Source organism: Limnohabitans sp. INBF002 (genome assembly GCF_027924905.1).
GTDB lineage: Bacteria > Pseudomonadota > Gammaproteobacteria > Burkholderiales > Burkholderiaceae_C > Limnohabitans.
Genome location: NZ_AP027055.1, coordinates 1,268,958 through 1,295,547, shown reverse-complemented (window position 1 = coordinate 1,295,547; position 26,590 = coordinate 1,268,958). Strand labels below are relative to the sequence as shown.

Annotated in this window: 18 protein-coding genes; 8 read left to right on the top strand and 10 right to left on the bottom strand. The window is 58.3% G+C overall.

Annotated features, from left to right (window positions below; translation table 11 throughout):
* The first annotated feature begins 8 nt into the window (after window positions 1–8).
* Genes smc through def form a run of 4 tightly spaced genes read left to right on the top strand, consistent with a single transcriptional unit; the run spans window position 9 to window position 7,570 of the window.
* Entirely contained in the window at window positions 9–3,524 is a 3,516-nt protein-coding gene (gene smc, locus QMG15_RS06500) for a chromosome segregation protein SMC (RefSeq protein ID WP_281790039.1), read from the top strand.
* A gap of 15 nt (window positions 3,525–3,539) precedes the next feature.
* Window positions 3,540–4,853: a cell division protein ZipA C-terminal FtsZ-binding domain-containing protein gene (locus QMG15_RS06495; RefSeq protein WP_199220186.1), complete on the top strand. Its 1,314-nt coding sequence runs from the start codon at window positions 3,540–3,542 to the stop codon at window positions 4,851–4,853.
* Window positions 4,854–4,870: 17 nt separating this feature from the next.
* Complete coding sequence (gene ligA / locus QMG15_RS06490; protein ID WP_281790038.1) at window positions 4,871–7,024, top strand: NAD-dependent DNA ligase LigA; 2,154 nt, start codon at window positions 4,871–4,873, stop codon at window positions 7,022–7,024.
* 9 nt (window positions 7,025–7,033) lie between these two features.
* Window positions 7,034–7,570 carry a peptide deformylase gene (gene def, locus QMG15_RS06485; protein WP_281790037.1) on the top strand — a complete coding sequence of 179 codons (537 nt, stop codon included), beginning with the start codon at window positions 7,034–7,036 and terminating at the stop codon, window positions 7,568–7,570.
* Here def and QMG15_RS06480 read toward each other — a convergent pair.
* The 4 genes from QMG15_RS06480 to map all read right to left on the bottom strand — a co-directional run bounded on the left by QMG15_RS06480 (window position 7,567) and on the right by map (window position 11,645).
* Window positions 7,567–7,899 (bottom strand): type II toxin-antitoxin system RelE/ParE family toxin, encoded by a 333-nt coding sequence (locus QMG15_RS06480; protein WP_281790036.1) that lies wholly within the window; start codon window positions 7,897–7,899, stop codon window positions 7,567–7,569. The two genes, def and QMG15_RS06480, sit on opposite strands and share 4 nt — an antisense overlap.
* Window positions 7,900–7,901: 2 nt before the next feature.
* Window positions 7,902–8,162 (bottom strand): type II toxin-antitoxin system Phd/YefM family antitoxin, encoded by a 261-nt coding sequence (locus QMG15_RS06475; RefSeq protein ID WP_281790035.1) that lies wholly within the window; start codon window positions 8,160–8,162, stop codon window positions 7,902–7,904.
* 62 nt (window positions 8,163–8,224) lie between these two features.
* Window positions 8,225–10,822: a [protein-PII] uridylyltransferase gene (locus QMG15_RS06470; protein ID WP_281790034.1), complete on the bottom strand. Its 2,598-nt coding sequence runs from the start codon at window positions 10,820–10,822 to the stop codon at window positions 8,225–8,227.
* 10 nt (window positions 10,823–10,832) lie between these two features.
* Window positions 10,833–11,645 (bottom strand): type I methionyl aminopeptidase, encoded by an 813-nt coding sequence (map, locus tag QMG15_RS06465; RefSeq protein ID WP_281790032.1) that lies wholly within the window; start codon window positions 11,643–11,645, stop codon window positions 10,833–10,835.
* Window positions 11,646–11,802: 157 nt separating this feature from the next.
* Between map and purL the strand changes: the two genes are divergently transcribed.
* Window positions 11,803–15,831: a phosphoribosylformylglycinamidine synthase gene (purL, locus tag QMG15_RS06460; protein ID WP_281790031.1), complete on the top strand. Its 4,029-nt coding sequence runs from the start codon at window positions 11,803–11,805 to the stop codon at window positions 15,829–15,831.
* A 62-nt stretch (window positions 15,832–15,893) separates the two neighbouring features.
* On the opposite strand, the gene QMG15_RS06455 is transcribed toward purL, so the two are convergent.
* The 6 genes from QMG15_RS06455 to QMG15_RS06430 form a co-directional block, all read right to left on the bottom strand.
* Window positions 15,894–17,903 (bottom strand): U32 family peptidase, encoded by a 2,010-nt coding sequence (locus QMG15_RS06455; protein WP_281790029.1) that lies wholly within the window; start codon window positions 17,901–17,903, stop codon window positions 15,894–15,896.
* Window positions 17,904–17,967: 64 nt separating this feature from the next.
* On the bottom strand, window positions 17,968–18,750 hold the full coding sequence (locus QMG15_RS06450) for a peptidylprolyl isomerase (protein ID WP_108358646.1): 783 nt from the start codon (window positions 18,748–18,750) through the stop codon (window positions 17,968–17,970).
* Window positions 18,751–18,758: 8 nt separating this feature from the next.
* Window positions 18,759–19,028 (bottom strand): BolA family protein, encoded by a 270-nt coding sequence (locus tag QMG15_RS06445; protein WP_281790028.1) that lies wholly within the window; start codon window positions 19,026–19,028, stop codon window positions 18,759–18,761.
* Window positions 19,025–19,570 carry a septation protein A gene (locus tag QMG15_RS06440; RefSeq protein WP_281790027.1) on the bottom strand — a complete coding sequence of 182 codons (546 nt, stop codon included), beginning with the start codon at window positions 19,568–19,570 and terminating at the stop codon, window positions 19,025–19,027. Before QMG15_RS06440 ends, QMG15_RS06445 begins: the two co-directional genes overlap by 4 nt.
* A 7-nt stretch (window positions 19,571–19,577) precedes the next feature.
* A complete protein-coding gene (msrB, locus tag QMG15_RS06435; RefSeq protein ID WP_281790026.1) occupies window positions 19,578–19,985 on the bottom strand; it encodes a peptide-methionine (R)-S-oxide reductase MsrB in 408 nt (135 codons plus the stop codon).
* Window positions 19,982–21,496 (bottom strand): protein adenylyltransferase SelO, encoded by a 1,515-nt coding sequence (locus tag QMG15_RS06430; protein ID WP_281790025.1) that lies wholly within the window; start codon window positions 21,494–21,496, stop codon window positions 19,982–19,984. The genes msrB and QMG15_RS06430 overlap by 4 nt, the downstream gene beginning before the upstream one ends.
* Before the next feature lie 125 nt (window positions 21,497–21,621).
* On the opposite strand from QMG15_RS06430, the gene QMG15_RS06425 reads away from it, so the two are divergent.
* Genes QMG15_RS06425 through QMG15_RS06415 form a run of 3 tightly spaced genes read left to right on the top strand, consistent with a single transcriptional unit; the run spans window position 21,622 to window position 26,589 of the window.
* Window positions 21,622–23,262, top strand: coding sequence for a 3-(methylthio)propionyl-CoA ligase (locus tag QMG15_RS06425; protein ID WP_281790024.1), 1,641 nt, complete (start codon window positions 21,622–21,624; stop codon window positions 23,260–23,262).
* 31 nt (window positions 23,263–23,293) lie between these two features.
* Window positions 23,294–25,393 (top strand): 3-hydroxyacyl-CoA dehydrogenase NAD-binding domain-containing protein, encoded by a 2,100-nt coding sequence (locus QMG15_RS06420; protein ID WP_281790023.1) that lies wholly within the window; start codon window positions 23,294–23,296, stop codon window positions 25,391–25,393.
* A gap of 20 nt (window positions 25,394–25,413) precedes the next feature.
* On the top strand, window positions 25,414–26,589 hold the full coding sequence (locus tag QMG15_RS06415; protein ID WP_281790022.1) for an acetyl-CoA C-acyltransferase: 1,176 nt from the start codon (window positions 25,414–25,416) through the stop codon (window positions 26,587–26,589).
* The last annotated feature ends 1 nt before the right edge of the window (window position 26,590 follow it).

Sequence of the window (26,590 nt, the reverse complement as noted above, 5' to 3'; positions counted from 1 at the left end):
GCTTTTCAGTGCGTCTGAATTCAATCAAGTTATCGGGTTTCAAGTCATTTGCGGAACCCACCAATTTCCTGTTGCCCGGCCAATTGGTCGGCGTGGTAGGCCCCAACGGCTGCGGCAAATCCAACATCATGGATGCTGTGCGCTGGGTGCTGGGCGAGTCCAAAGCGTCCGAGCTGCGTGGCGAGTCCATGCAAGACGTCATTTTCAACGGCACCACCACCCGCAAAGCGGCCAGCCGCTCGAGCGTGGAATTGGTGTTTGACAACGCCGACCACCGTGCAGGCGGCCAATGGAGCCAGTTCCCAGAAATCGCGGTCAAGCGTGTGCTGACGCGTGATGGTGGCTCTAGCTACTACATCAATAACCAACCTGTGCGTCGCCGTGACGTGCAAGACGTGTTCTTGGGCACAGGTTTGGGCCCACGCGCCTACGCCATCATTGGCCAAGGCACCATCAGCCGCATCATTGAATCCAAGCCCGAAGAACTGCGTTTGTTCTTGGAAGAAGCTGCGGGTGTTTCCAAATACAAAGAGCGCCGCCGCGAAACCGAAAACCGCCTGAGCGACACCCGCGAGAACTTGACCCGCGTGGAAGACATCTTGCGCGAGTTGAATGCCAACCTTGAGAAGCTCGAAAAACAAGCCGAAGTGGCCCAGCGCTACCACGCGCTCAACGCCGATGTGACCTTGAAGCAGCACCAGCTGTGGTTCTTGCGTCGTGCTGAGGCCGAAGCTGACCAAGTGGGCATCAAAACCCAAGCCGACAAAGCGGTGAACGACCTGGAGTCGCGCATTGCTGATTTGCGCCACATCGAAGCAGACTTAGAAACCGTGCGCCAAGCCCACTATGCGGCGGGCGACCAAGTGAACCAAGCGCAAGGCTCGTTGTACGAAGCCAGCGCCGAAGTGGGGCGCTTAGAAGCTGAAATCCGTTTTGTGGTGGAAGGCCGCCAACGCGCGGAAGCCCGCCTGATTCAGATCAAAGAGCAAACCGCGCATTGGGCAGCGCAAAGCGAACAAGCGCAGCAAGAGATTGAAAACCTGGCCTCGATGGCCATGGATGGCGAAGAAAAAGCCGTCATGCTCGCCGCGCAAGTGGAAGAGCAGGCCATGCAGCTGCCCGAGCTGGAAGATGCCTTGCGCGTCGCCCAACAGCGCAGCAGCGAGCAACGCGGCAGCGTGGCCCAAGTGCAGCAGCAAATCCAAGTGTTGGCCGCGGACCAGCGCAACATCGAAGAACAAAGCCGCAGCCTCAACGCCCGCCAAGAGCGCCTGAGCGCCGACAAAAATGCCTTGGCCGCACCCGATGAAGTGCGCCTGAACAACCTCAAAGACCAGTTGCAAGAGGCGCAAGCCCACGCCGAGGTGACGGCGGCCCAACTGGAAGAGTTGCAAGCCAATGTGCCCGTGCTCGACGACGCACGCCGCACAGCGCAGCAGGCCGTGAACGCTGAACAAACCAAGCAAGCCGACATTTCGGCCCGTTTGGAAGCCCTCAAAGCGCTGCAAGAAAAAGTGCAGACCGATGACAAGCTCAAGCCTTGGTTGGCCAAGCACGGCTTGGATGGTTTGCAAGCCTTGTGGAGCCGCATCCACATCGAAGCAGGTTGGGAAAACGCGTTGGAAGCCGCTTTGCGCGAGCGCATGGCTTCGCTGGAAGTGTCTCGTTTGGACATCGTGCGTGCGTTCCAAACCGATGCACCGCCTGCCAAGTTGGCGTTTTACACAGCGCCTAGCGCTGCCGCCCCCGACGCGCAAAGCGCGTTACCACGCCTTTCGGATTTGTTGCGTCTGAACGATGCAGGCCAAAAAGCCCTGTTGACCGACTGGCTCAACGGCTGCTTCACAGCCCTCAACCTCGACGAAGCTTTGGCCAAGCGCAGCAGCTTGCAACCGGGTCAAGTGATTTATGTGCCCAGCGGCCACGCCATCAGCGCACACAGCGTGAGTTTTTACGCGCAAGACAACGCGCAGTCGGGCTTGTTAGCACGCGCCCAAGAAATTGAAAACCTCGACAAGAGCAGCAAGGCCCAAGCCTTCATCGCAGATGAAGCGCGTAACACTTTGGTGCGTGCCGAGGCCGCGTACAGCGAATCATCTCAGCGCTTGATCAGCATTCGTGCTGAAGCTACGGCTGCACAAGCCACTGCCCACGAGCTCCAAGTGGAAACCTTGCGTCTGAGCCAATTGGCCGAGCAAACCCGCGCGCGCAGCGAGCAAATCAGTGGTGATTTGTCTGAGGTCGAAGCCCAGTTGGCCGACTTGCAAGAACGCCGTGCCACAGCCGAAGCCCGCTTTGAAGAGCTGGACATGCAGCTGGCCGACAGCCAAGAGCGTCACGCTCAGTTGGACGAAGCCGTCATCAACGCCGAGCGCCGTTTGAACGACAGCCGCGAGCAACAACGCAGCTTGGAGCGTCAAGCCCAAGAAGCCCAGTTTTCGCAACGCAGCTTGGCTACACGCGAAGCCGAACTCAAACGCATCATCGACACGGCCACGCAACAAGCCGCCTCGGTCGCGACGGAAGAGCAACGTGTGCAAGAAGACCTCACACGCTTGACCGATGCCGCCGCGCAAGCGGGCTTGCAAAACGCCCTCAACATCAAGATGGAGCGCGAAGCCGCCTTGGGTGCCAAGCGCAGCGAGTACGACGACCTCACCACCAAACTGCGTGCCAGCGACGAACGCCGCTTGCAACTGGAGCGTGAGCTAGAGCCTTTGCGCCAACGCATCACCGACTTCCAACTCAAAGAGCAAGCCGCTCGTTTGGGGTTGGAGCAATACACACAACTGCTCACAGACGCCGAAGCCGACCTCGAAGCCGTGTCCGCCTCCATCCTCGCCAACAACGTGCGCTTGGGTGGTTTGCAAGGCGAGATTGACCGCTTGCACCGCGACATCACCGCCTTGGGCGCTGTGAACTTGGCCGCGTTGGAAGAGCTGGCCAGTGCCAGCGAACGCAAGCTGTTCTTGGACGCACAAACCAAAGACTTGACCGACGCGATGAACACGCTGGAAGACGCCATTCGCAAGATTGATGGCGAAACCCGCGAGCTCTTGGGCGGCACCTTCAAGATCGTCAACGAACACTTTGGCCGCATGTTCCCCGAGCTGTTCGGTGGCGGCAATGCGCGCTTGGTCATGACCGGCGACGAGATTTTGGACGCCGGCGTGCAAGTGCTGGCCCAGCCGCCTGGCAAGAAAAACCAAACCATCCACTTGCTCTCGGGCGGCGAAAAAGCGCTGACCGCGATTGCCTTGGTGTTTGCGATTTTCCAACTCAACCCAGCACCGTTTTGTTTGCTGGACGAGGTGGACGCGCCGCTGGACGACGCCAACACCGAGCGTTATGCCAAGCTGGTGTCGAGCATGTCCAAAGAAACACAATTTCTTTTCATCTCGCACAACAAGATTGCGATGGAAATGGCCGAGCAACTCATTGGCGTGACCATGCAAGAACAAGGCGTTTCTCGCATCGTTGCGGTGGACATGGAGTCCGCTGTGTCCATGGCAGATGCCGTTTGATAGCAATATAAAAACATGAGCACTCTTCAAATTGGTTTAGCGATTGCCGGTGGCGTGGTCCTCGCCGGTGTGGTGGCGCACAGCACGTGGACGTCACGCAAAAACAAGCCACGCCAAGCCGAGCCTTTGCCTCAAGAAACCGCCGTCGAACCCACGGCCTACGCACCAAGTTTTGGCCAAGCGCAAGAGCCGTCGTTTGATGCCGCGCCGTCTTACGAGGAGCATCACGCGCCAGAAGTCACCAGCAGCATTGCGCCCACGTACGAAACCAGTGGCGGCCTCGACCCCGTCACCGACATCGCGCGCAGCATGATGGAAGAAGCCACCGCACACGCCCAGCGCGTGCCGGATGAAGCCGAGCTGGCCCGCATTGCCGAGAGCAAAGCGGCTGCCGCCAAAGTTGCCGCGGAGCGTGCGGCACAACACGTGGCACAAGCACCGGCCATGACACCGACCTTGGCCAAGGTCATGGATTCGGCCACGGCTGATTTGCCCCAACCCGAAAAACGCCCGGCCTTAGACGCCTTGATTGACGTCATCGCTGCGGTTGAAATTGACATGCCCGTTTCTGGCGATGCAGCCTTGGCCTCTATGCCCGCCACGCGCCGTGTGGGTAGCAAGTTGTTCAGCGTAGAAGGCCTCAACACCGAGAGCGGCTTGTGGGAACACCCACGCAACGGCCAACGCTACAGCGCATTCCAGTCAGGCGTGCAGTTGGCCAACCGCACCGGCCCCTTGAACGAAATTGAGTTCTCTGAGTTCGTCACCAAGACACAAGCTTTTGCCGACGCCATCAATGGCGCGCCCGAATTTCCAGACATGCTCGAAGAAGTGGCCCGCGCCCGCGAACTCGACAGCTTTGCCAGCGCCCACGACGCACAGCTGAGCTTCACCCTGAAGGCCACCAAAGCTGCATGGAGCCCTGGCTATGTGCAGCAAAACGCGGCACGTTTGGGCTTCATCGCTGGCGTATTGCCAGGCCGCATGGTCGTGCCTGCGCCCGTGCATGGCTTGCCACCCATCTTGGGTTTGACCTTTGACTCGCAAGCCGCGATGTCGGAAGACCCCACGCAATCTGCCATATACGAACTCGCCTTGTCACTCGACGTGCCACAGGTGGACCGCAAAGAAGAGCCGTACGCCCGCATGATTCAAACCGCCTACGAACTGGCGCGTGTGATGGACGGCGCGATTTCAGACGACAACGGCCAACCCTTGTCAGAAACCGCCATCGGCGCCATTGCCCGCGACTTGCTGGCTTTGTACGACACGCTCGATGCGCGTGATTTGTCGGCAGGCTCGCCGCAAGCGCGCCGCTTGTTCAGCTAATTTCAAGGTCACGCAGCATGAGCACCGCTGACTTATTTGGCAGCGATGCCAACGCCCATGTAGGCGGCTCTGCCGCTAACCCCACAGACGGCAGCAATGCCAACGGCCACAACGATGTAGCGGCACGTGCCGCCAAACTGCGCACACAGCTGCACCACCACGGCCACCAGTACTACGTGCTGGACGCGCCCGTCATTCCCGATGCCGAATACGACCGCTTGTTCAAAGAGCTGCAAGCGTTAGAAGCAGCGCACCCCGAGCTCCTCACCCCTGATTCACCCACGCAACGTGTGGGTGGTAAACCACTCGATAGCTTTGCCAGCGTCAAACACGTGGTGCCCATGCTCAGCATTCGCACCGAGACCGACACCGAAGCCAGCGGCGCCGAAGCCTTTGACACGCGCATTCGTAAAGAGCTGGGCCTGACTGAGGCCGACCCGTTGGTGGATTACGTGGCCGAGTTGAAATTTGACGGCTTGGCCATGAGCCTGCGCTACGAGAACGGTGTGTTGGTCCAAGCCGCCACACGCGGCGATGGCGAAACCGGTGAAGACGTCACACAAAACATCCGCACCATTGGCCAAATCCCTCTGCGCTTGTCTCACGACGCGCCCAAAGTGCTGGAAGTGCGCGGCGAGGTCTATATGGCCCGTGGCGACTTTGAAGCCTTGAACGAGCGCCAACGCGAGCGCATTGCCGCAGGCGAGAAGGGCGAAAAAACCTTTGTGAACCCACGCAACGCCGCCGCTGGTGCCGTGCGTCAGCTTGACCCCACCATTGCCGCTCAGCGCCCCTTGAGCTTCTTTGCTTATGGCTTGGGCGATATCACACCTGCCGAAGAAGGCGGCCCATCCTTCAGCACGCATTTCGATTTGTTGATGACGCTCAAGAAATGGGGCTTCCCCGTGGCCGAGCAAACCGCATGTGTGCAAGGCGCGGCGGGCTTGGTGGCGTTTCATCAACGCATCGGCCAAGCGCGTGATGCGTTGCCGTACGACATTGACGGCGTGGTCTACAAGGTCAACAGCCTGGCCGCGCAGCGTCAGCTTGGGTTTGTGACGCGCGAACCCCGCTGGGCCGTGGCGCACAAATACCCCGCGCAAGAACAACTCACCACCGTGCAAGCCATCGAGGTGCAAGTGGGCCGCACGGGCAAGCTCACACCCGTGGCCAAACTCGCGCCTGTGTTTGTGGGCGGCGTGACCGTGACCAACGCCACGCTGCACAACGAAGACGAAGCCCGTCGCAAAGACGTGCGGGTAGGCGACACCGTGGTGGTGCGCCGCGCAGGCGATGTGATTCCCGAAGTGGTGTCGGTCATCGTTGAAAAACGTTTGCATGAATCCCAAATCTTCACCATGCCGCACATTTGCCCTGTGTGCGGCAGCGCCGCCGTGCGCGAAGAGGGCGAGGCTGACTACCGCTGCACGGGCGGCCTGTTTTGCAGCGCTCAGCGCAAGCAAGCCATCCTGCACTTTGCACACCGCCGCGCCGTTGAGATTGAAGATTTGGGCGACAAGTTGGTGGATCAACTGGTGGATGCTGGCGTGGTCAAAACCTTGCCCGACCTGTATCGCTTGGGGCTAACCGCCTTGGTCACGCTGGAACGCATGGCTGAAAAATCAGCCAACAACGTGCTGGCCAGCATTGAAAAATCCAAACACACCACGCTGCCACGCTTCTTGTTTGGCCTAGGCATTCGCCATGTGGGCGAGGCCACGGCCAAAGAGCTGGCACGTCACTTCGGCAAGATGGACGCCATCATGGACGCCACGCTGGACCAGCTGCTGCAAGTGGCTGACGTGGGACCCATCGTGGCGCAAAGCCTGCGCACTTTCTTTGACCAGCCGCACAACCGCGAAGTGGTGGAGCAGCTGCGCGCGTGCGGTGTCACATGGACCGAGGGCGAACCCACAGAAGGCGCGAGCTTGCCGCTGGCGGGCCAAACCTTTGTGCTCACCGGCACACTGCCCACCCTCAGTCGCGACCAAGCCAAAGACATGCTCGAAGCCTTAGGAGCCAAAGTGGCAGGTAGTGTGAGCAAAAAAACGCACTGCGTGGTGGCTGGTGCAGAGGCCGGCAGCAAGCTCGACAAAGCGCAAGAGCTGGGCATCAAGGTGCTGGACGAAGCGGGCTTGTTGGCTTTGGTCGCTGAACACGCATCTGAATAAGGACACGACATGACCGTCCGTGAAATTTTGAAAATGGGCGATGAGCGCCTGCTGCGCGTGGCACAGCCCGTGACAGCCTTCAACACACCCGAGCTACACGCACTGCTCAAAGACCTAGACGACACCATGCTGGCCGCCAATGGCGCTGGCCTAGCCGCACCGCAAATTGGTGTGGATTTGCAAGTGGTGGTGTTTGGTTCAGGCGAGGTCAACCCGCGTTACCCCGATGCGCCTGTGGTGCCGTACACCGTGCTCATTAACCCTGTGCTCACACCCCTAGGTGACGAGGAAGAAGAGGGTTGGGAAGGTTGCTTGTCTGTGCCGGGCTTGCGTGGCGTGGTGCCGCGTTTCAAGCGTTTGCGCTACCAAGGTTTTGATGAAAAAGGCCAGCCGATTGACCGCACGGTCGAGGGCTTTCATGCGCGGGTGGTGCAACACGAATGCGATCACCTGATAGGCAAGCTTTACCCCATGCGTGTGCGCGACTTTTCGCGCTTTGGCTACACAGACGTGTTGTTTCCGGGGCTGAGCGATACGGACGATTAAGCGTCCAGCAGCCGTTCCATCAAATGCTGGCGGAAATCGCGCATGCTTGGAATAAACATGTAAATGGTTAGAAGCTCTGCGGAGTGGTGATAAACCACGTAAGCGTTTTTGTACTGATATTTTTTGAATCCTGTAAAACCAGTACCGTTAAGTTCAGGAATGTTGCTGCCAAGATTGGGGTCTAGGGCTAGTTTTTTGATTTTGCTTTGCCACTCGCTATTAATGGCTTCCCATGTTTGAGCCCCAAATTTATGGCTCACATAATTTTTGATTCTTCTGTAGTCAATTTGTGCGGATTGAAGGACAACCGCTTTTCGCGCCTGTCCCATGTTCAATCATTCATCGCATTGAAAAATGCATCGGCCTCTTGATACTGACCTTGGGCGAGTTCTTTGTTGCCCATCGCAATGAGTTTGAGCAAGGCCATGGTTTCTTGTTGCTGCTCATAAGCCTGAATATCAAGCACAACCATCTTGGCTTCACCGTTTTGCGTGATGATGAGCGGTTCAGGATTTATTGCGAAATCTTTGATGATTTCGGCGGCGTGTGACTTGAGATATGAAATGGGCTTGATTTGTTGAGCGAGTGACATAGCAGGTCTAGCAGTAAATTTGGACTGAATATAAACCAAATTCAGTCCATGTCAAGTCCTAGTCAAGCCTGCAACGCCGCGAGCAACTCCGTCTCAATCTCCAGCTGCGCTCTGTTTTGCTGCAAAGCTGCACCGTCAATCAAGAAGGTGTCTTCCACGCGTTCGCCCAAGGTGCTGATTTTGGCCAACAGCAAGTTCACCTTATGGTTGGCCAACACACGCGCCACGCTGTAGAGCAAGCCCACGCGGTCGCTGGCCGAGATGCTCAGCAGCCACTTTTGCGCGCGCTCGTCGGGCTGCAAGGTCACACGCGGTGCGATGGGGAAGCTCTTGACGCGGCGTGACACGCGGCCTTTGCCAACGGTGGGCAGCGGCTTGGCTTGCACAATGGTTTCGGTCAAACCGGTTTCCACCATGTTGATGAGGTTGCGGTAGTGCTCTTCAAAATGGCTGCTCACCACTTGGAAGGTGTCCAGCGCGTAGCCGTTGGTGGCGGTGTGCACCTTGGCGTCCCAAATGTTGAAGCCTGCTTGGTCAAAGTAGCCGCAGATGCGTGCAAACAAATCGGGCTGGTCGGGCGAATACACCATCACCTGCAAGCCTTCACCCACGGGGGACAAACGCGCACGCACGGTCACGTCCATAGGTTTGTTTTGGGCTTTGGCAATCGACAAGCTGCGCGAGAGCTGGCGTGTGTGCCATGCAATGTCTGCGGCGTCGTGACGCATGAAATAGCCCACATCCAAAGTGGCCCACAAGTCTTTGTGTGCCTCAAAAGGCAGTGCGTACAACGCGAGCATGGTGAGGGCTTCGGTTTTGCGTTGCTCCACTTCGGCATCCGCATCGGGCGCACGGCCACCCAAAGCGCGGGCGGTGTAGCGGTACAAGTCTTCCAGCAGCTTGCCTTTCCACGCATTCCACACTTTGGGGCTGGTGCCGCGAATGTCGGCCACGGTGAGCAAATACAACGCAGTGAGGTTGCGCTCGTTGCCCACGCGTTTGGCGAAGGCTTGAATCACATCGGGGTCGCTCAAATCTTGTTTTTGCGCGACGTTGCTCATGGTCAAGTGTTCGCCCACCAAGAACTCAATCAGCTTAGCGTCGTCTTTGCTCAAGCTGTGGTCGCGTGCAAATTTGCGCACTTCGCCACGGCCCAGCTGCGAGTGGTCGCCGCCACGGCCTTTGGCGATGTCGTGGAACAACGCAGCGGCGTACAAAATCCAAGGCTTGTCCCAACCCGCGGCGAGTTGCGAGCAAAACGGGTATTCATGCGCATGCTCGGCCATGAAGAAGCGGCGCACATTGCGCAGCACCATCAAGATGTGTTGGTCCACGGTGTAGACGTGGAACAGGTCATGCTGCATTTGGCCCACGATGCGGCGGAAGGGCCACAGGTAACGGCCCAGCACCGAGGTTTGGTTCATCAAGCGCACGGCATGCGTCATACCGCTGGGCGCTTGCAAGATGCGCATGAACATCTCGCGGTTCACAGGGTCAGCGCGGAATTTGCCATCCATCAGGCTGCGGGCGTTGTAGAGCGCACGCAGGGTGCGGGCCGACAGACCGCTGATGCCCACGGTGGATTCGTACAACCAGAAGGTTTCCAAAATCGCGTGGGGGTTGTTCACATACACGTCGTCGCTGGTCACTTCCAACATGCCTGCTTTGTCGGCGAAGCGTTCGTTGATGGGGTGCAGCACTTGGGTGTTGCCGTTCAAACGCTCTTCGATGTTGAGCAACAAAATTTGGTTGAGCTGCGTGACCGCTTTGGCCGCCCAGTAATAGCGCTTCATCAACGCTTCGCTGGCCGCGCGTGCGTTGAGCGTGCCGTCTTCTTCCACGCCTAGGCCTAAGCTTTGGGCTACGGCATGTTGCAAGTCAAACACCAAGCGGTCTTCACGGCGTTTCGCGGCAAGGTGCAAGCGGGTGCGAATGAGCGCCAGGGCGTCTTCGTTGCGCTTGAGCTGCTTGACTTCAAACTCGGTGGCCAAACCTTTGCGGCCCAAGTTTTCCCAGCTCGTGCCTAGGCCCGCAGCTTTGGCCACCCACAGCACCACTTGCAAGTCGCGCAGACCGCCGGGTGACTCTTTGCAGTTGGGTTCGAGCGAGTAGGGCGTGTTTTCAAACTTGGCGTGGCGTTGGCGCATCTCGGCGGTTTTAGCCACGAAGAAAGCCTTGGGGTCGAGCGCAATCGCGTAGTGTTTTTGAAAGGTCTTGAACAGCTTGACGCTGCCCACCAAAAAGCGCGCTTCCAACAACGAGGTTTGTACCGTGATGTCCGTCGAAGCTTCTTGCACGCACTCGGTCACGGTGCGCACACTGGAGCCAATTTCTAAGCCTGTGTCCCAGCAGCTGCCGATGAACTTTTCAATTTGTGCCTTGAGGGCGTCGTCCTTCTCGGGCGAGGTGCCATCGGGCATGAGCAACAGCACATCCACGTCTGAGTAGGGGTACAACTCGCCACGGCCATAGCCGCCCACAGCGGCAAGGCACAAGCCGTTGTCAAAGCCTGCGGCATCCCACAGCGTGCGCAGGGTGTCGTCGGTCATGCTGCTCAGCTTGTGCAACAAAGTTTTCACACCACGTGGGGTGGTCGAGCCAGACGCAGCCAGCAGCAATGCCGCCTTGTCCTTTCGGTAAAGGTTGGCCAAGGCGTTCATCGCGGGGTGCTTAACAGCAGGTGGTGGTCACAAAGTCGGGCAGGGCGGGGCTGCCTTCAGAGAGGGTCAACACCTCGTAGCCGGTGGGCGTCACGAGGATGGTGTGCTCCCATTGGGCTGACAACGAGTGGTCGCGCGTGACGATGGTCCAGCCGTCGCCCAACTCTTTGATGTCTTTCTTGCCGGCGTTGATCATGGGTTCGATGGTGAAGGTCATGCCCGCTTGCAGCGTCTCGCCCGTGCCGGGCTTGCCGTAGTGCAGCACTTGAGGCTCTTCATGGAACACCTGACCAATGCCGTGGCCGCAAAACTCGCGCACCACGGAGAAGCCGTGGCTCTCGGCAAAGCGTTGAATCGCAAAACCAATGTCGCCTAAACGTGCGCCAGGCTTGACCTTGACGATGCCGTGCCACATGGCTTCGTACGTCAGCTTGGACAAACGCTTGGCCGCAATAGACGTTTCGCCCACCAAGAACATACGGCTGGTGTCGCCATGCCAACCGTCTTTGATGACGGTGATGTCGATGTTGACGGTGTCGCCTTTTTTCAGCGGCTTGTCGTTAGGGATGCCGTGGCACACCTGATGGTTGATCGAGGTGCAGATGGATTTGGGGTAGGGGTTGTTGCCCGAGGGGTCGTAGTTCAGCGGCGCAGGAATGGCCTTTTGAACTTCCGTGATGTAGTCGTAGCAAAGCTTGTCGAGCTGGTTGGTCGTCACGCCAGGCACCACGTGCGGGGTGAGGAAATCGAGAACTTCGGAGGCCAGTTTGCCCGCGATACGCATGCCTTGTGCGCCTTGGGCGTCTTTGATGGAAATGGTCATGGGCTGGATTATCCCATCCGTCGCAAAACACCTGTCATTGACAGAGATATTGTGTACAAAACACCCTCGTTCGGCACGTAAAATATAGCCTTTGCCGACCAGCCCCAGTCAGCGGCCCGGCTCGATTCGATTTCCGTCTTTTTCTCAAGGCTCCCTCGTGTCCCTGCACCTCAGCATTTTCGAAGGCGGCAACGCCCTCAGCGATTTCCGTGTTCAACAGCTCTTGCCCCGTTTGGCGGCAATTTCCCCGCAAATCAAAGGTCTGAGTGCCCGTTTTGTGCACTTGGCGGCGACCGAGGCCATGTTGGATGCCGCGCAACAGCAAACGCTGGCCGCCTTGCTGACCTACGGCGAGCCCGCACATACAGCACCCGTAGGCACTTTGCTGGTGGTCACGCCACGTTTTGGCACGGTGTCGCCCTGGGCATCGAAGGCCACCGACATTGCGCACAACTGCGGTTTGCAGCTCAAGCGCATTGAGCGCATCACCGAGTTCCACATCCAGCTCAAAGACGGCTTGCTGAGCAAAGCCTCGCTCACGCCCGAACAACTGCTGGCCGTGGCCGATGTGTTGCACGACCGCATGACTGAGTCGGTCATGCGCACACGCGACGAGGCACTGGGCTTGTTCACCGAACTGCACGCCGCGCCGATGGAGCAAGTGGACGTGCTCCAAGGTGGCGAGGCCGCTTTGCAAGACGCCAACAAGCGCTGGGGCTTGGCCTTGGCCGAGGATGAGATTGCATATTTGGTGAACGCCTTCACGCAGCTCAAGCGCAACCCCACCGATGTGGAGCTGATGATGTTCGCGCAGGCCAATAGCGAACACTGCCGCCACAAGATTTTCAATGCCGAGTTCACGATTGACGGCGAAGCGCAATCGCACAGCCTCTTTGGCATGATTCGCCACACCGAAAAAACCAGCCCGCACTACACGGTGGTGGCGTATTCGGACAACGCCTCCATCATGGAAGGCCACAAGGTCGAGCGTTTCCTCGCCACCAACAATGGCAAAGACCTGCCTCAGTACGAAAAAGTTGCGGCCACCAACCATGTGTTGATGAAGGTCGAAACCCACAACCATCCCACCGCCATTTCGCCATACCCCGGCGCCTCCACCGGCAACGGCGGCGAGATTCGCGACGAGGGTGCGACAGGCCGTGGCTCCAAGCCCAAAGCGGGCATGTCTGGCTTCACCGTGTCTAAGTTGTGGGACAGCAAGTTGGGCCGCCCCTCGCACATGGCCAGCCCTTTGCAAATCATGACCGAAGGCCCTTTGGGTGGCGCGGCATTCAACAACGAGTTTGGTCGTCCTAACCTGACGGGCTACTTCCGCGAGTACGAACAAGACGTGGCCGGCGTGACACGCGGCTACCACAAGCCCATCATGATTGCGGGTGGTTTGGGCGTGATTGACAGCGAACAAACCAAGAAGATTGAGTTCCCCGCAGGCAGCTTGCTGATTCAACTCGGCGGCCCCGGCATGCGCATTGGCATGGGCGGCAGCGCAGCCAGCTCGATGGCCAGCGGCACGAACGCGGCTGAGCTGGACTTTGACTCGGTGCAACGCGGCAACCCCGAAATTGAGCGCCGAGCGCAAGAGGTCATCAACCATTGCTGGGCGCAAGGTGCGGCCAACCCCATCCTCGCCATTCACGACGTGGGCGCGGGCGGTTTGTCCAACGCCTTCCCCGAGCTGACCAACGACGCAGGCCGTGGCGCGCGTTTTGATTTACGCGCTGTCCCGCTCGAAGAATCAGGCTTGGCACCCAAAGAAATTTGGTCCAACGAAAGCCAAGAGCGCTACGTGATGGCGATTGCGCCAGAGTCGCTCGAACAATTCAAAGCCTTCTGCGAGCGCGAGCGTTGCCCGTTTGCCGTGGTGGGTGTGGCGACCGAAGAGCGCCACCTGACCGTTGCCAATGAAGATGCGGCGCTGGCACACCATGTGAGCGATCCCTCGGGGAGCGTTGGAGCGGCAGTTGATATGCCCATGAACGTGCTGCTCGGCAAACCACCCAAGATGCACCGCGAGGTGACGCGTGTCGAGCGCACCAGCGCACCCATGGACCTCACGGGCGTGAGCTTGCAAGAAGCCGTGATCAACGTGCTGAGCCACCCCACCGTGGCCAGCAAACGTTTTCTCATCACCATCGGCGACCGCGCTGTGGGTGGCTTGACGCACCGCGACCAAATGGTGGGCCCATGGCAAGTGCCAGTGGCCGATGTGGCCGTGACTTTGGCCGACTACCAAAGCTTCGCCGGTGAAGCCATGAGCATGGGCGAGCGCACACCGCTCGCATCGCTCGACGCGCCCGCCTCAGGCCGCATGGCTGTGGCTGAGGCTATCACCAACTTGTTGGCCGCACCGTTTGAGCTGCCACGCGTCAAGCTCAGCGCCAACTGGATGGCCGCTTGCGGTGAGCCGGGTGAAGATGCTGCCTTGTACGACACCGTCAAAGCCGTGGGCTTGGAGCTATGCCCAGCCTTGGGCATTTCCATCCCCGTGGGCAAAGACAGTTTGTCCATGCGCACGCAGTGGACTGAAAACGGCGCGACCCAAAAAGTCACCTCACCAGTGAGCTTGATCATCAGCGCGTTTGCATCCATCCCCGATGTGCGCGGCACGCTCACACCTCAGCTCAACAACACCGAAGACACCACCTTGGTGTTGGTGCAATTGGGCGAGGGCAAGCGCCGCATGGCGGGCAGCATCTTGGGCCAAGTGCTGAATCAAGCAGGCGACCAAGTGCCAGACCTCGACGATGCCCAAGACTTGGTCAAGCTCGTCAACGCCGTCAACACCCTGCGCGCACAAGGCAAGATCTTGGCGTACCACGACCGCAGCGATGGTGGCTTGATGGCCGCTGTGTGCGAGATGGCCTTTGCAGGCCAAGTGGGTGTGGCGCTGAATGTGGACATGCTCATCACCGAAGGCGACGGCATCAACGACAGCCGTGCCGAATACGGCGACACCAAAAACTGGGCCTCACAGGTCAGCGCCCGTCGTGAAGAGCTGACGCTGCAAGCCTTGTTCAACGAAGAGCTGGGCGTGGTGCTGCAAGTGCGCACGTCGGAGCGCAACGAGGTGATGCAAACCTTGCGCGAGCACGGCCTCTCCAAGCACAGCCACTTTGTGGGCAAAACACGCCCCGTATCGGCTGCGTTGGACCACGGCAAAGGCGCCATCAGTGTGTGGCGCGACACCAAAGAAGTGTTCACCGCCAAGCTCGCCGACCTGCACCAAGTGTGGGACAGCGTGAGCTGGAAGATTTGCCAACAGCGCGACAACCCCGCATGTGCCGATGCCGAACACGCCGCAGCGGGCAACCCCACCGACCCCGGCATGCATGTGCATTTGCCAGTAGGCATCACCGACAACGTGGCTGCGCCGTTCATCAACGTGGCCGCCAAACCCAAAGTGGCGGTGCTGCGCGAGCAGGGCGTCAACTCACACGTTGAAATGGCCTATGCGTTTGCCGAAGCCGGCTTTGATGCTTACGACGTGCACATGACCGACCTGCAAACCGGTCGCGCCAAACTGCAAGACTTCAAAGGCTTGGTGGCATGCGGTGGCTTTAGCTACGGCGACACCTTGGGCGCTGGCATTGGCTGGGCACGCAGCATCACGTTCAACCCCGTGTTGTCTGAGCAAATGCTGCAGTTCTTTGCCCGCACCGACACCTTCGGCTTGGGCGTGTGCAACGGCTGCCAAATGTTTGCCGAGTTGGCCGACATCATCCCTGGCGCAGAACACTGGCCACGCTTCACCACCAACCAAAGCGAGCGCTTTGAAGCGCGTTTGAGCATGGTGGAAGTGTTGGAATCACCTTCGCTGTTCTTTGCAGGCATGGCAGGCGCACGTTTGCCGATTGCTGTGGCGCACGGTGAAGGCTTTGCCAATTTCAGTCAGCGCGGTAATGCGGCTAAAGCCTTGCCCGCCATGCGCTTTGTGGACAACCACGGTGCAGCGACCGAAGCCTATCCCTTCAACCCCAACGGCAGTGCTGGTGGCTTGACTTCTGTCACCACAGCAGACGGCCGCTTCACCGCCATGATGCCGCACCCCGAGCGCGTGTTCCGTAACGTGCAAATGAGCTGGACCGACTTGGCGGCTTCGGGCGGCGTGGATGCGTTCAGCCCTTGGATGCGCATGTGGCGCAATGCGCGCAAGTGGGTGGGTTAATTCATCTGCTTCACGCATAAAAAAACCGCAGCTTAGACTGCGGTTTTTTTATGGCGTTGTCATCACTTTGTTTTTTCAGGTCTTGTTTTGTAAAACGTCATGGGCGTTTCCGTCAGTTCTTTCACGCGCTGATTGAGCACCGACTTCTTCATCTTGCCCACCACATGCATTTCGCAGGGTTTGCAGTCAAAGCGCAAGGTCAGTTTCTCGCTGCCGTTGATGAGCATCAGCGGCTCTGCCTTGACCGTGCCTTGCACGCCTGTGACGCCCTTGGCCTGTTTGGGGCAAAGGCTCATGCTGAAGCGCACGCAGTGTTTGGTGATCATCAAACTGGCTTCGCCTAGCTCTTCGTGGCTCTCATACGCAGCTTCAATCACCTTCACGCCGTGCTTGGCATAAAAGTCATGCGCCTTTTGGTTGAACACGTTGGCGAGGTAGGTGAGCGAGTCTTCGGGGTAGCTCACAGGGGGCTCAACGGCGGCAGTGCGTTGCGGGCGGTCATACGCTTTGATACGCGCAAGCTCCAAGGCCGCGACAGCATCACGACGCAAAGCATTGAGTGACGAGGCGGGCACAAACCAAGGCTGGCTGATATTGATTTGCAGATTGAGCACTTCAAACACGGTTGCACCAAATTTGCTCAGGTGTTCGCGCAGGCTGGCGTCGTTGCGCACCGCGTCTTTGGCGAGTTCTTTGGTGCAGGCGAGGGTGGCGCTGGCTGTGTGGCCATCTTCATCGGTGAGCTTGAGCTCAAAGCCTTCCGGGGTTTCAGCAAACTCCACCCATGCGCCTATGCGGCGTTCGCTGGAGTTTTTCTCTAGGCCGCGCACCCAATCCATGTCGCGGTTGCGGTTGATGACCATGCCCGCGCGTAAATCGCGAAAACCTTCGATCGGGTCTTTGGGGTACAAACGCCACACGCCTTTTTTGGGGCTGGGCTCTGCGCGGTTGATGGCCACGCCCACCAGTTCTTTTTGCAGGTCGTAGTAGCACAGGCCATCGCCGTTGTGCAGCACGGCCGCTTTGTCGTAGGGCTGCACTTCAAGCCAGTTAGTGCCAGTGCCCATCACTTCGCCCAACACAATGCCTGGGTTTTTGGGGGAGTCAAACGCGCCGATGTCTTCTTTGCGGCCTTGCACAAAGTAGTCGGTGAATTCTCGGTTGAAGTTTTGTTCGGGGTTGGGTGTGAAGTACAGCGTGGTGTTGCCACTTGATGCACGGCTGAGCGGTGGACGCTCGGGATCGGCCGAGTATTGGCGCGCTTCCATCAGCTCGTCGATCAGCACGCGGTAGTGTCCGGTGATGTTTTTCACATAGGCCATGTCTTTGTAGCGGCCTTCGATTTTGAAGCTGCGCACGCCGGCATCGACCAAGGCGGCGAGGTTCTCGCTTTGGTTGTTGTCTTTCATCGACAGCACATGTTTGTCATGCGCGATGAAACGGCCTTGGGCATCGGTGACGTGATAGGGCAGGCGGCAGGCTTGGCTGCAGTCGCCACGGTTGGCGCTGCGGCCTGTGTGCGCATGGCTGATGAAGCACTGGCCGCTGTAGGCCACGCACAGCGCACCGTGCACAAAGAACTCGAGCTTGCAGCGCTCGGCATCCAACACATCGTGGATGGCTTTGATTTGCGGCAGTGTCAGCTCACGGGCCAACACGATTTGCGAGAAGCCCACGTCTTGCATGAACTTCGCTTTTTCGGGCGTGCGAATGTCGGTCTGCGTGCTGGCGTGCAGTTGGATGGGCGGCAAGTCCAGCTCTAGCAAGCCCATGTCTTGCACGATGAGCACATCGGCGCCTGCGTGGTACACGTCCCACGCCATTTGGCGTGCGCCTTCTAGCTCGTCGTCGCGCAGAATCGTGTTGAGGGTGATGAAAATTTTGCTGTTGAAGCGGTGCGCCTCTTTGCACAAGCGCTCGATGTCTTGCAGCGTGTTGGTGGCGCTGGCTCGCGCACCAAAGGCGGGGGCGCCGATGTACACCGCGTCTGCGCCGTGGTGAATGGCGGCAATGCCAATGTCGGCGTCACGCGCGGGGGCAAGCAGTTCGAGTTGGTGGTTGAGCAAGGACATACGTGGATTATCTAAAAAAACAAAAGCGGCCCGAAGGCCGCTGTGTGCATGAGGCAAAGGTGAATTACTCGACCTTGGCTTTGGCGCGCAGTTCTTGTTGGAAAGCGGCCATGCGTTGTTGTGTCATTTGTTGCACGATTTGTGGCTTCACGTCTTCGAGTTTAGGCAACTGGGCTTCGCGCACGTCGTCCAAACGGATGATGTGGAAACCAAATTGGCTTTGCACAGGCGCGGAGACTTCGCCTTTTTTCAGAGCCACCATGGCTTCTGAGAATTCTTTGACGTAGTTGCCAGGCGCCGCCCAATCAAGGTCACCACCGTTGGCACCTGAACCTGGGTCTTTGGATTGCTTTTTGGCGATGTCTTCAAACTTGCCGCCTTTTTTCAGGCTAGCAAGGATGGCTTCGGCTTGTGCGGGGGTTTCAACCAAGATGTGGCGAGCGCGGTACTCTTTGCCACCGTTGGCAGCCACGAATTTGTCGTATTCGGCTTGCACATCAGCGTCAGTCACAGCCGAGGTCTTTTGGAATTCAGCGAACAACTCGCGAATCAAAATGGTTTGGCGTGCCAGCTCAATTTGAGCTTTGTACTCGGGCGTGGCATCCAAGCCGCGCTTTTGCGCTTCTTGCATGAAGATTTCGCGCGCAATGACTTCTTCTTTGATTTGGGCTTCCACATCTGGCGTGATGGGACGACCTGAGCGGGCCACTTGCTGTGCCAATGCTTCAGCGCGGGCCGTTGGCACAGCCTTGCCATTGACGATGGCGATGTTTTGCGCGTTAGCGCCCATGCTCAAGCAAGCGAATGCAGCGGCTGCAACAGCGGTCCAAATCATTTGTTTTTTCATGTCAGGTCTCAGGGGTTTTCTATGACTTCAATGGCCAAGGCATGCAAGCCTTGATCTATATATTCTTGCAACGCATCATACACAAGGCGATGCCTTGCCACGCGTGATTTGGCTGTAAAAAGTGGGCTCTGGATGCGTACCCGAAAATGGGTACCGAAGCCTGTCTCGTTGGCGCCTACATGGCCCGCATGGGCCGCGCTTTCGTCTAAAACTTCGACAAAAACGGGGTTTAAGCGCTCTTGTAAACGCTGTGTCAGCGCCTGTGCGGTGATATTCACGCTTGGTCCTCTGGCTGCTCTTTGACGAAGAGGCTCATGTAGATGCCTTGCAGCACCACAAACACCAACATCAAGCCCAAACCACCAAAGAGTTTGAAGCTCACCCAAGTGTCGGTGTCAAAGTGGTTGGCCACCCAAATATTGAGACAACCCATGACCGCAAAGAAGCACGCCCAGCTGTGCAGCAACACGCCCCACGCATGTTCGGGCAGCTCCACCTGAGCGCCCATGAGTTGCTTGAGGAAATTGCGTTTGAACACGTAATACCCGCCCCACAAGGCGCTGCCCATCAACCAGTACAGCACGGTGGGCTTCCACTTGATGAAGGTTTCGTCTTGGGTGAGCAGCGTGGCACCGCCAAACACCACGATGACGCCCAGACTGACCCATTGCATAGGCTCAACAAAGCCTTTTTTGTAACGCAAATAGCCAATTTGAGCCAAGGTGGCGGCGATGGCCACGGCGGTGGCGGCCATGATGCCCCACGCTTTGAAGGTGACAAAAAACAAGATGATGGGAAAAAAGTCGAGCAGTAATTTCATAAAGGCTTTATTTGTTTGGCACGAAGTCTAACGAAGCCGAGTTCATGCAGTAGCGCAGGCCTGTGGGGGCGGGGCCGTCGTTGAACACATGCCCCAAGTGCGCGCCGCATTGGCTGCACACGGTTTCCACGCGCACCATGCCGTGGCTGATGTCGCGGTGCTCGGCAATGGCTTCTTCGCTGGCCGCGGTGTGAAAGCTGGGCCAGCCACAGCCCGCGTCAAACTTGGTGGACGCATCGAACAGTTTGGCGTCGCAACACATGCAGTGGTAGCTGCCTGGTGCCCAATGGTCTTCGTATTTGCCGGTGAACGGGCGCTCGGTGGCGGCTTTGCGCGTGACGTCATAGGCCACAGGTTCGGCATTTTTGGCGGCCAGCAGGTCGCGCCATTCTTGTTCAGTTTTTTGAATCGTCATGAGGAGCAGCTGATTTCAATGGATGAAGCCCATTCTGGCGCAAGGCCAGCCCAAGCTTCGTAAGTGGGATGTTCGTCAAAGGGCGCATGCAGCACTTGCAGCAGGTCTTGCACCATCGCAAAGTTGCCTGCTTTGGCTTGGCGAATGGCCAGCTCGCCCAAGTGGTTGCGCAAGATGTATTTGGGGTTGGTGCGCAGCATGGCGTCACCCGCGGCTTGGCGGTTGGTTTGGCCCAAGCGCTCTAGGTAGCGCGTACACCACGCGTCAAACACCTCGCGGTGCAGGAACAAGTCGCGCACAGGCTCAAAGGCGTGCGTACTGTGGGCCGACTCGCGCACGGCCATGCTCAAGCGTCGCCAAAACACGGTGTAGTCCACACGGTCTTGCTGCATGGCTTGCAGCAGGTCTTCCACCAAAGCACGGTCGCCCTCATGCGTGCCGCTCAAGCCTAATTTGTCGCGCATGGCTTGGTCCATGGCGCTTGGGAAAGTGTCTTTGTAGCTCTCTAGCGCAGCCAAAGCTGGGGCTTGCTCGTCAATGAGGGGCATCAGGGCTTGGCCTAAGCAGAACAAGTTCCAGTACGCAATTTGCGGTTGACGTGCATAGGCATAACGGCCTTGGTGGTCTGAATGGTTGCAAATGTGGTTGGCGTCAAAGCCGTCTAAGTACTGGAACGGGCCATAGTCGAGCGTGAGACCCAGCACACTCATGTTGTCGGTGTTCATCACACCATGGCAAAAGCCCACGGCTTGCCATTGCGCCATCAAAGCGGCGGTGCGTTGGGTGACTTCGTGCAACAAGGCGGTGTAGCGCTCGGCCCCTTGCTTGTCTTGCAACGCAGGGAAATGCGCGGTGACGACATGGTCAGCCAAGGCGCGCAGTTCATCGATTTGGCCGTTGGATGCGAAATGCTCAAAGTGGCCAAAGCGCACAAAACTAGGCGCCACGCGGGTGACCACGGCGGCGGTTTCGACCTCTTCACGCCGCACATGGGCGGGCGAGCCCGTGACGCACAAGGCCCGCGTGGTGGGAATGCCCAAGCCATGCATAGCCTCGCTGGCCAAAAACTCGCGAATGCTGGAGCGCAACACGGCGCGGCCATCGCCACGGCGAGAGTAGGGCGTGGGGCCCGCGCCTTTGAGTTGTAGCTCTTGCAAACCTGCAGGCGTTTGAATCGCACCCAGGTTCAACGCGCGGCCATCGCCCAGCTGACCTGCCCATTGGCCAAACTGGTGGCCGCTGTAAACGCTGGCGTAGGTGGTGTGAGCGGCTGGCAGCGCGTTGCCCGTGAACAAATCCAGCACCTCTTGCTGCTGCCAAAGGTCTGGTGGCAAACCCAGCTCGGCCCGCAACGCCTCGTTGCAACCCACCCAATGCGCGGCTGGCAAAGGCGTGGGTTCGGTGGGTGTGGCGAACTCAGCCCCAAGAGAAACAAAGCCACCCTCAGCGGCATTCAGCCACGCAAGGCTGGCTTTTGAAATGGCATCAGGATTGGCAGGGCGATCAAACATGGTGGCATTGTCTCGGGTTATCCATAGGCAGGTTTTTTGTGGGCTTTCCGCAAATGACTCAAAGTCTTGGCACAATACATAAAAAAGCACGACCGTGCGAAAATCAAAAATCTCCAGGAGACAACATGCTTGGACTGATGCAAGACCAACCGCTGCTGATTTCAAATTTGATTGAGTTTGCAGACAAACACCACGGTGATGGCGAAGTGGTGTCACGCCGCGTGGAGGGTGACATCCACCGCTACACCTGGTCCGATGTGGCGCGCCGCTCGCGCCAAGTGGCCAATGCACTCGACGGTATGAAACTGGGCTTTAGTGACCGCGTGGCCACCATCGCTTGGAACGGCTATCGCCACCTAGAGCTGTACTTTGGTGTCAGCGGCTCGGGCCGCGTGCTGCACACCATCAACCCACGTTTGCACCCCGATCAAATTGCGTGGATTGCCAACCATGCCGAAGATCAAGTGCTCTGCTTTGACATGACGTTTTTGCCTATCATCCAAGCCGTGCACAGCAAGTGCCCGACGGTCAAACATTGGGTGGCCATGTGCGATGCAGACAAACTGCCAGCCGGCACCGGCATTCCCAACCTCATCAGCTACGAAGCGTGGATGGGTAACCAAAGCACCACTTACCCATGGCCGGTGTTTGACGAAAACACCGCGTCGAGCATGTGCTACACCAGCGGCACCACAGGCAATCCCAAAGCTGCGCTGTACAGCCACCGTTCCACCACCTTGCATGCCTACGCGGCTGCGCTGCCCGATGTGATGTGTATCTCTGCGCGTGACGCGATCCTTCCTGTCGTGCCTATGTTCCACGTCAATGCGTGGGGCATTCCATACAGCGCCGCGCTCACCGGTGCCAAGCTGGTGTTTCCAGGCCCAGGTATGGACGGCAAATCGGTCTACGAGATGATTGAGAACGAAGGCGTCACCTACGCCGCAGGTGTGCCCACGGTGTGGCAAATGTTGCTGGGGCACATGAAGCCCCATGGTTTGAAGTTCTCTACCTTGAAGCGCACTGTCATTGGCGGCTCGGCTTGCCCGCCCGCCATGATTGATGCTTTCCGTGACGACTACGGTGTGGAGGTCTTGCACGCTTGGGGCATGACCGAGCTCAGCCCTTTGGGTACTTTGTGTACTTTGAAAAACAAACACCTGAAGCTGCCCAAAGAGCAACAAATGAAGTTGCTGCTCAAGCAAGGTCGCGCCATCTACGGCGTGGACATGAAGATCGTCAACGACGCAGGCGATGAGCAGCCGCATGACGGCAAAGCCTATGGCGACTTGTTGGTCAAAGGCCCCTGGGTGGTGGCCAATTACTACAAAGGCGAAAGCGATCCGCTGGTGACCGACAAAGACGGCCAACGCTGGTTCCCTACAGGCGACGTGGCCACCATCGACGCCGATGGCTTCATGCAAATCACCGACCGCAGCAAAGACGTGATCAAGTCTGGCGGCGAGTGGATCAGCTCGATTGACATTGAAAACATCGCCGTGGCGCACCCGGCTGTGGCGATGGCCGCGTGTATTGGTGTGGCGCACCCCAAGTGGGACGAGCGCCCCATCGTGGCGGTGGTGAAAAAGCCCGACGCACAGGTGAGCCGCGAAGAACTCTTGGCCTTCTACGAAGGCAAAACCGCCAAATGGCAAATCCCAGACGACGTGGTGTTTGTCGATGCCATTCCGTTGGGTGCCACCGGCAAGATGCTCAAAACCAAATTGCGCGAACAGCTCAAAGACTACAAGCTGCCAAGCGCCTAACTAACCCCATCAGTTTTCATAAGGAAATGCAATGAGTGCAGACTACCAAGTACACGGCGATGTGGCCGTGATTACTTTGAACAACCCGCCCGTCAACGGCATGGGTTTGGAAACACGCCGCGCCTTGGTGGCTGGCATTGCGCAAGCGCAAGCCGATGCCGCTGTCAAAGCCGTGGTCATCACGGGCCACGGCAAAGCGTTTTCGGGTGGCGCAGATGTGCGTGAATTTGGTTCGCCCAAAGCTTTCCAAGAGCCCAATTTGCTCAGCGTGATTTCTTGCGTGGAAAACTGCAGCAAGCCCGTGGTGGCCGCCATGCACACCGTGGTGATGGGCGGTGGTCTTGAGTTGGCGCTGGGTTGCCACTACCGCGTGTGCGCGCCGGGCACCAGCATCAGCATGCCAGAGGTGAAGCTGGGCCTGATCCCCGGCGCAGGCGGCACGCAACGTTTGCCACGCGCCTTGGGCGTCGAGCCCGCGTTGAACATGATTGTGAGCGGTGAAGCGATCAAGAGCGACATGCTCAGCATGTTGCCCGGCCAAAAGCTGTTTGACCAAATGGCCATGTCCGCGCAGAGCCTGATGGACGAGGCGATTGCCTACGCCCGTGAAGTTGCCGATGTGCGCCCATTGCCCAAAGTGCGCGACCTGCCTTGCAAACACGCACAAGGCGATGCGTACTTCCAGTTCGCCCGCAACATGGTCAAAGGCATGGCCAAAAACTACCCAGCACCACCCAAAGCGGTGGATGCGGTGGAGATGGCCACCAAGAAAAAGTTTGACGACGGCATGATGTACGAGCGCGAGCAGTTCATCAACCTCATGTGGACCCCAGAGAGCCGTGCCTTGCGCCACTTGTTTGGCGCACAACGCGCAGCCAGCAAAATTGCCGATGTGCCCAGCGACACGCCGGTGCGTGACATCAAACTGGTGGCCGTCATTGGTGCTGGCACCATGGGCGGCGGCATTGCCATGAACTTCTTGAATGCAGGCATTGCAGTCAAGATGATTGAAACCAAGCAAGAAGCCTTGAACCGTGGCGTGGCCACCATCCAAAAGAACTACGAAGATCGCGTCAAAAAAGGCAAGCTCAAAGAAGACAAAGCTGCCCAACGCATGGCGCTGCTCAGCACCACACTCAGCTATGACGACATCAAAGATGCCGACCTCGTGATTGAGGCGGTGTTTGAAGACATGGGCGTCAAAGAAGCGGTGTTCAAACAACTCGACGCAGTGATGAAGCCGGGCGCGATTTTGGCGTCCAACACCTCGACCTTGGACCTGAACAAAATCGCCAGCTTCACCAAGCGTCCGCAAGACGTGGTGGGCTTGCACTTCTTCAGCCCCGCCAACGTGATGAAGCTTCTCGAAGTGGTGCGCGGCAAAGACACCGCCAAAGACGTGCTGGCCACAGCCATGGACGTGGCTAAGAAAATCAAAAAGATTGCCGTGCTCTCAGGCGTGTGCGATGGCTTCATTGGCAACCGCATGATTGACCAATACGGCCGCCAAGCCGGCTTCTTGCTGGACGAAGGTTGCACGCCCGCGCAGGTGGACCGCGCCATTGAGAAATTTGGCTGGGCCATGGGCCCATTCCGCATGAGCGACTTGGCTGGCAACGACATTGGCTGGTCCATCCGCAAACGCCAATACGCAGAAAACCCCACACGTCGCTACAGCAAAACCGCCGACCTCTTGTGCGAACAAGGCCGCTTCGGCCAAAAAACAGGCGCAGGCTGGTACGACTACAAACCAGGCAAACGTGACGCAATCCCAAACAAAGACGTGGAGGCCATGATTGCCAAACACCGCGAATCGCTCGGTATCAAGCCACGCAAAATCAGCGACGAAGAAATCGTGCAACGCCTGAACTTTGCGCTGGTGAATGAGGCTGCGCACATTTTGGAAGAGGGCATTGCCAGCAAAGCCAGTGACATCGACATGGTCTACATCAGCGGCTATGGCTTCCCCATCTACCGTGGCGGCCCTATGAATTACGCCGACGAGCTGGGCCTGTTCAACGTGGTGCAAGCCATGCAACGCTTTGCCACCAACCCACACGATGACGCCGAGTTTTGGAAGCCCGCCCCTTTGCTCGCCAAACTCGCCGCCGAAGGCAAGACCTTCAACTGAACCGAATTTAAGGAATCCCTATGACCCACGCTGTCATCGTCTCTACCGCCCGCACACCGCTTGCCAAAAGCTGGAAGGGCTCTTTCAACATGACCCACGGCGCGACCTTGGGTGGTCACGTCGTCAAACACGCCATTGCGCGCGCCGGCATTGAAGCCGCCGAAGTGGATGACGTCATCATGGGCTGCGCCTTGCCCGAAGGCGCAACCGGCACCAACATTGCCCGCCAAATCGCGCTCATGGCCGATTGCCCTGTGTCGGTGTCGGGCATGACCATCAACCGTTTTTGCTCGTCTGGTTTGCAAACCATTGCCACTGCCGCCCAACGCATCATTGCGGGCGAGGGCGATGTGTATGTGGCCGGTGGCGTGGAAAGCATCTCGTGTGTGCAACAAGAGATGAACCAACACATGCTGATGGACTTGGCGCTCAACAAAAAGAAGCCTGAGATCTACTGGAACATGCTGCAAACCGCTGAACATGTGGCCAAGAAATACAACATTGGTCGTGAAGCCATGGACGAATATGGCGCACGCAGCCAACAACGCGCCTTTGCCGCGCAGTCTGCAGGCTTGTTTGACGCAGAAATCGCCGCCATCACCGTCAAGGCCGGTATTGCCGACAAGGTGATGGGTTTGATGACCAAGCAAGTCACGGTCAGCAAAGACGAGGGCATTCGCGAAGGATCCACCGTCGAAGCCTTGGCCAACCTCAAGTCCGCCATGCCCGGTGGTTTGATTTCAGCGGGTAACGCCAGTCAGTTCTCAGACGGCGCAGGCGCTTGCGTGGTGATGAGTGAGGATCTCGCCAGCAAACGCGGCCTCAAACCTTTGGGGCGCTTCCTCGGCTTTGCCGTGGCCGGTTGCGAGCCTGACGAAATGGGCATTGGCCCTGTGTACGCCATCCCCAAAGTGCTCAAGCGTTTGAGCCTGAGCGAGGGCGACATTGACCTGTGGGAACTCAACGAAGCCTTTGCCGTGCAAGTGCTGTACTGCCGCGACAAACTGGGCATCCCTGATGACCGCCTCAACGTCAACGGCGGCGCCATCGCAGTGGGCCACCCCTATGGTGTCAGCGGCCAACGCTTGGTGGGCCATGCCTTGATTGAAGGCAAACGCCGCGGCGCGAAACGCGTGTGCGTGACCATGTGCATTGGCGGTGGCATGGGTGCAGCTGGTATCTTCGAGGTCTTGTAAC